Origin of the sequence: Falsiroseomonas oryzae (assembly GCF_027856955.1) — a bacterium.
GTDB classification, from domain to species: domain Bacteria; phylum Pseudomonadota; class Alphaproteobacteria; order Acetobacterales; family Acetobacteraceae; genus Falsiroseomonas; species Falsiroseomonas oryzae.
Map to the genome: position 1 here is coordinate 1 of NZ_JAPSMD010000383.1, position 5,176 is coordinate 5,176.

Sequence of the window (5,176 nt, forward strand, 5' to 3'; positions counted from 1 at the left end):
CGCGACCACGGGCGGCGGCGGGGCCACGGCCGCGCGTAGCCCGCCGAGATTCGGCGCCTCGGCCTCGGGCGCCAGCGCCGCGGTGCGGTTGCCCTGGGTCTGCCCCTGCGCGCGCGCGGCCGGGCGTTCCAGGATCAGCTCGGTCTGGTTGGGCACGCGCAGCCCGCCCGGATCGTCGGGGCGGACCTTGAAGGGCCGCGGATCGGCTTCCACCACCGGCACGGCGCCGCCGCCGGCATAGCGCTGGAAGGCCCACCACCCCCCTGCCCCGATCGCCACCGCCGCCAGCAGCGCGCCGGCGATTGCCAGCATGCGCCAGGGAAGGCTCGAGGCCTCCCGCTGGACCCGGTAGGACGGAACGACCGCGTCGCTCATCGCATCTCCTCGACCGGCTCGACCCCCATCACCGCGAGGCCCGAGCGGAGCACCACCGCCGTGGCGGCCACCAGCGCGAGTCGCGCCCGGGTCGCCTCCGGCTCATCCGCCCGGATGAATCGCAGGGTCGCGTCATCGCGGCCCCGATTCCACAATACATGAAAGTCCGCCGCCAAGTCTTGGAGGAAAAACGCGATTCGATGGGGCTCCCGCGCTGCAGCGGCGGCCTCCACCGTGCGCGGCCAGGCCGCCATGCGCCGGATCAGCGCCATCTCCGCGGGGTCGGCCAGCAGCCCCACCGGCGCCCCCGCCAGCTCCGCCACCGCCGGGTCGCCCGCCTGGCGCAGCACGGAGCGGCAGCGCGCATGCGCATACTGCACATAGAAGACCGGGTTGTCGCGGCTCTGCTCCACAACCTTGTCCAGGTCGAACTCCATCTGCGCATCTGCCTTGCGCGTCAGCATGGTGAAGCGCACCGCGTCCTTGCCGACCTCCTCGATCAGGTCGCGCAGCGTCACATAGGTGCCGGCGCGCTTGCTCATCCGCACCGGCTCGCCGTTCTTCATGACGTGCACGATCTGCGTCAGCACGACGTCGAGCGTGACGCGCCGCTCCGACAGCGCGGCGACGGCGGCCGTCATGCGCTTGACGTAGCCGCCATGGTCGGCGCCCCAGACATGCACCAGCTCGGCGAAGCCGCGCTCGATCTTGTGCAGGTGGTTGGCGATGTCGTTGGCGAAATAGGTGCCCGATCCGTCGGACTTGCGCAGCGGGCGGTCAACCTCGTCGCCGAACTGCGTCGCGCGGAACAGCTGCTGCGGCCGCGGCTCCCAGTCGTCCGGCGTCTTGCCCTTCGGCGGCTCCAGCACGCCGGTGTAGATCAGCTCCTTCGCCGCCAGCAGCGCCTCGGCCTGTTCCAGCTTGCCGTCGCGCACCAGCTGCGCCTCGCTGACGAAGACGTCGTGCCGCACGCCGAGCGCGGCCAGGTCCTCGCGGATCGCCTCCATCATCATGTGCACGGTGGTGTCGCGCACGACGTCGAGCCAGACATCGGGGCCGGCGGCGGCGTAGTCGTACACGCCGTCCTTCACGGCCAGCGCGTCACCGTGCCGCTCCTGCAGCGCCGCGCCGACGGGAACCAGATACTCGCCGCGGTACTGCAGCCCGCCAGGCACCGACTGCGCGTAGTGCTCCTCGGTCATCGTCGTGCCGAGCGCCTGCAGGTAGCGCCAGTAGGCGGCATAGGCGAGCGCCAGCACCTGCGCCCCCGCATCGTTGACGTAGTATTCCCGCGTGACATCGTAGCCCGCCTTGGCGAGCAGCCCGGCCAGCGCATCGCCCACCACCGCGCCGCGGCAATGCCCGACATGCATCGGCCCGGTCGGGTTGGCCGAGACGTATTCCACGTTCACCCGCACGCCGCGCCCCGCCGCGCCGTCGCCGAAGGCCTCGCCGGTGCCCAGGACGGCCGGCACCAGGGCGCGGAGGTGGTCCTCCTTCAGCCGCAGGTTGACGAAGCCCGGCCCGGCCGGCGCCGCCTCCGCCACCTCCGGCAGGGCGGCGAGCTTCTCCGCCAGCTGCGCCGCCAGCTTCGGCGGCGGCATCCGCGCGGCCTTCGCCACCACCATCGCCCCATTGGTCGCCATGTCGCCATGCGCCGGGTCGCGCGGCGGCTCGGTCTGGACCTTGGCGAAGGCGTCCTCCGGGAGCTCCGGCAGGATCTCGCGGAGCGCTGCCACGGTGCGGGCGCGCATCGCGGCGAAGATGTCGTGGCTGGTCATGGTCCCGCCGCTTTAGCCCAGAGGGATCGGTGTCGCCATGGCCGGGGCGGCGCTGGCCCAGCTTTCGCTGGCGTCCATCCCGGGCTGCCCCGATACTCGGCGGCAACAACCCGGTCGCGGCGGCGAAGCTCCGCCGCCGCGCACCGAGGCCGCCACCGCGGAGCCACCATGCCCTTCCGACGTCTCCTTGCCGGCCTGCTGCTGTTCCTCGGTCTCGGCACGCCACTCGCCACGGCGCAGGCGCAATCCGCCTGGCCCAACCGCCCCGTGCGCTTCGTCGTGCCGCTGCCGCCCGGCGGCGCCAGCGACCTGATGGCCCGCATGATCGCCGCGCACCTGGCGGAGGCGCTCGGCCAGCCCTTCGTGGTGGACAACCGCCCGGGCGCCGGCGGCACGCTCGGCACCGCCTTCGTCGCCAATGCCCCGCCCGATGGCTACACGCTGATGATGGGCAACACCGCCACCCACATCAACGCGCCGCTGCTGTTCCCCAATGCCGGCTACGACGGGCTGACGGACTTCGCTCCGGTCGCGCCCTTCGCCACCATCACGAACATCGTGGTGGTGCATCCCTCCCTGCCGGTCAGCTCGATCCCCGACCTGATCGCCCATGCGCGCGCCAATCCCGGCCGGATCAACTTCGGCTCTGCCGGTGCCGGCGGCACGATCCACCTGGCGGGCGAGCTGTTCAAGATGCGCACCGGCGTGGACATCGTGCACGTGCCCTATCGCGGCGGCGCAGCGATGATCGCCGACCTGGTCGCCGGCCAGGTGCAGCTCGCCTTCGACAACTTCCCGCAGATCATCCCGCACGTGCGCAGCGGCGCCGTGCGCGCCATCGCCGTGACCAGCGCGCAGCGCTGGCCGCTCGCGCCCGACCTGCCGACGGTGCAGGAAGCCGGCGTGCCGGATTTCGACATCACCGCCTGGTTCGGCACCATGGCACCCGCACGCACGCCGCCCGCCATCGTCCAGCGCATGAACGCGATCCTCCGGCGCTACGCCGCCGATCCCGCCCTCGCCGCCCGGCTCGCCGAGCTCGGTGCCTTCCCGATGTCGATGGACACCATGCAATTCGCCGACTTCATGCAGGCCGAGCGTGCCCGCTACGCCGAGATCATCCGCGTCAGCGGCGCCAAGGTGGATTGATGCTTCGCACGCTGAACCTGCTGTTCAACCACGAGCACACCTCGCTCAACCCCAACACCTACGAGGCCGATTCCAGCGCGGCCACCGTCATTCTCAAGCTCGCCTGCCCCAACCTGCTGCGGCTGGACCGCGAGATGCGGCTGAAGCCCGACCTGGCGGAGTCCTGGACCGTCTCCGACGACCAGCGCGTCTTCGCCTTTCGGCTCCGCCCCGGCCTCACCTTCCACAACGGCCGCAGGCTGGACGCGGAGGCCGCCGCGGCCTGCCTGCGCCGCATCCTCGACCCGCGCGTGCAGGCGCCGCTGCAGGCGGACCTGGCCGGGATCGAGCGCATCGAGGCGACCGGCCCGCTCGACCTGCGCATCGCCTTCGCCGAGCCCAACACCGCCTTCCTGCAGACGCTCTCCTGGCGCTGCTACATCGCCGACGACACCGCGGTGCAGCCGGTCGGCGCCGGCCCCTACGAAGTCACCGAATGGATCGCCGGCAGCCATGTGCGGCTGCGGAAATTCGCCGGCCACTATGCCGCGCACCGCTTCGCCGCGGAGGAGATCGTGATCCGCTGGGCGCCCCATGCCGCCCAGCGCGTCGCCGTCATCGAGTCCGGCGCCGCCGACATCGTGGAGACGGTGCCGCCGACCATGGCCGCCGCGCTGGTGGAGCGCGGGCTGATCACGACGATGGCGGTGAACTCCCCGCGCAAGACCGTCATCGCCTTCCGCACCACCGCACCGCCCTTCGACGATCCGCGGATGCGCCGAGCCGTCGCCCATGCGGTGGACCGGGAGGCGATCCGCACCCGCAACCTGGGCGATCGCGGCCGCCTGGTCGTCGGCGTGCTGCCGGAGGACGACCCCTGGGCGGAGAGGCTGGAGGCACTGCCGCTCGACCCCGACCGCGCCCGCGCCCTGGTGCGGGAGGCGGGGTATGCGGACGGCGTGCGGGTGCGGGTCTCCACCACGGCCATGCTGCCGGTGCCCGCCGTCGCGGCGCAGGTGGCGGAGAGCCTGGCGGCCATCGGCATCACGCTCGACCTCCGCAGCTACGAGGACCCGCCCTGGTGGCCGGCGGTCTATCTGCGCGAGGGCTGGCAGATGGCGATCCAGGGCGCTTCAGCCCGGCCGCATCCGGACATCCTGTTCCGCCGCGACCTCTGCACCGGCGGCGCCTTCAACGCCGGGCAGTACTCGAACCCCGCGCTGGACGCGCTGGTGAGCAGAGCGCGCGCCACGACCGATCCCGCCGCGCAGCGCGCCCTGTATGCACAGGCGCAGCGCATCGTGCATGACGACCTGCCTGTGCTGCCGCTCTACGCGGCGGATGTCTTGGCCGGCATGCGCCCGGGCGTCACCGGCTTCCGGCCGCACCCGCTCGGCTACATCGAGCTGGAGGATGTGACGTTCTGACCATGGCGCCGCGACTTTCCGCTGGCGGCGCGGCAGCGGGACATGCAGGATAGGCAGAACGTCCTATAGGACGGACGCTCTTTGAAGCTGCGAATCTGTCCCGCCCCGCCAGCCAGATTGCGTGACCCCGCAGTTGCCGAATCGAGCGGCGCAGCCTTTTCCTGACCGGCCGGTCAGGCGATCTTGAAGCCAACAATGGATCAGGTGGTTCGTGCCCCCATCCCGACCCTCCCCCGCATGGCGGGGGAGGGAGGGACCCGCGCGAAGCGCGGGAGGGTGGGGGCGCGACCGACCTGCGGCACCCGTCGCCAGCCCTCGCGCCCCGCCAGCCAATTTGTCCGAGGGGCTGACCTAGCTAAGGCTAGGACTGGGGTTCTGAAGCTTGTCCTAGGCCAGTCCAGTTGGCGAGGGTGGAGAGCAGACGGCGGGGTGGGGCGTAGTTGAAGCGCCATTCGCATTCGGCGA

3 protein-coding genes and 1 pseudogene are annotated in these 5,176 nt (G+C 71.8%); 2 read left to right on the forward strand and 2 right to left on the reverse strand.

Annotated features, from left to right (window positions below; translation table 11 throughout):
- Nucleotides 1-375: pseudogene (locus OZN99_RS24945) on the reverse strand (hypothetical protein); the annotation flags it as partial.
- Nucleotides 372-2,156: an arginine--tRNA ligase gene (gene argS, locus OZN99_RS24950; protein WP_270937945.1), complete on the reverse strand. Its 1,785-nt coding sequence runs from the start codon at nt 2,154-2,156 to the stop codon at nt 372-374. The pseudogene OZN99_RS24945 and the gene argS, both read right to left, overlap by 4 nt.
- 168 nt (nt 2,157-2,324) lie before the next feature.
- Between argS and OZN99_RS24955 the strand changes: the two genes are divergently transcribed.
- Both OZN99_RS24955 and OZN99_RS24960 read left to right on the forward strand, forming a co-directional pair.
- Nucleotides 2,325-3,305, forward strand: a complete 981-nt coding sequence (locus OZN99_RS24955; RefSeq protein WP_270937946.1) for a Bug family tripartite tricarboxylate transporter substrate binding protein — start codon at nt 2,325-2,327, stop codon at nt 3,303-3,305.
- Complete coding sequence (locus OZN99_RS24960; RefSeq protein WP_270937947.1) at nt 3,305-4,711, forward strand: ABC transporter substrate-binding protein; 1,407 nt, start codon at nt 3,305-3,307, stop codon at nt 4,709-4,711. The genes OZN99_RS24955 and OZN99_RS24960 overlap by 1 nt, the downstream gene beginning before the upstream one ends.
- The last annotated feature ends 465 nt before the right edge of the window (nt 4,712-5,176 follow it).